The 512-nt window shown below is 40.6% G+C and carries 1 protein-coding gene and 1 pseudogene; both read right to left on the bottom strand.

From position 1 onward, the window contains the following. Positions 1-197 (bottom strand): annotated as a pseudogene (locus tag A3G19_RS12045) (M48 family peptidase); the annotation flags it as partial. A 67-nt stretch (positions 198-264) separates the two neighbouring features. Beyond that, complete coding sequence (locus A3G19_RS12050; protein WP_015653995.1) at positions 265-462, bottom strand: hypothetical protein; 198 nt, start codon at positions 460-462, stop codon at positions 265-267. Positions 463-512 lie beyond the last annotated feature (50 nt).

Here is a 512-nt window from a genome sequence, read left to right on the forward strand (position 1 = left end):
CCGTATTCAACAAACGTCTCCATCATCCCGAGTTTCTCTTTGGCGACTGCATAGTTAGCGGCATCAAGATACTCACGCTCACCCATCAGTACGGCACCTTTGCGCTTAATCTGATTGATATAACCAATCTGCATCACACTGACATACAAGCGGATAATGATGTAAAGGGTATAAACTCCGATAACGGTTGCGATCATTTAAAGCCTTAGAATTAGAAGCTGGATTCCCGATCGGAGTCGGGAATGACGTGGTAAGATTTTACCATTATTTAACTGGAACTTTCCCGATACTCTCATTAACAGTGATTGTGTCTTCTGTACTGCCGTAATACATTTTTGCGGCAACAAAAATGGCACCAATCAACAAACCGCTGATAATAACCGCCCAAACAATCCGTTTTTTTGGCCCTTTAAGAGTATTATAGTCCTCGATAGAACTGAGTGTTGGTTCATTGTCTTTCATTAGGTTCTCCTCTAATATAGTGATAAGAATCGTAACAATATTAACCTACA

The organism is Sulfuricurvum sp. RIFCSPLOWO2_12_FULL_43_24, assembly GCF_001829605.1.
GTDB lineage: Bacteria > Campylobacterota > Campylobacteria > Campylobacterales > Sulfurimonadaceae > Sulfuricurvum.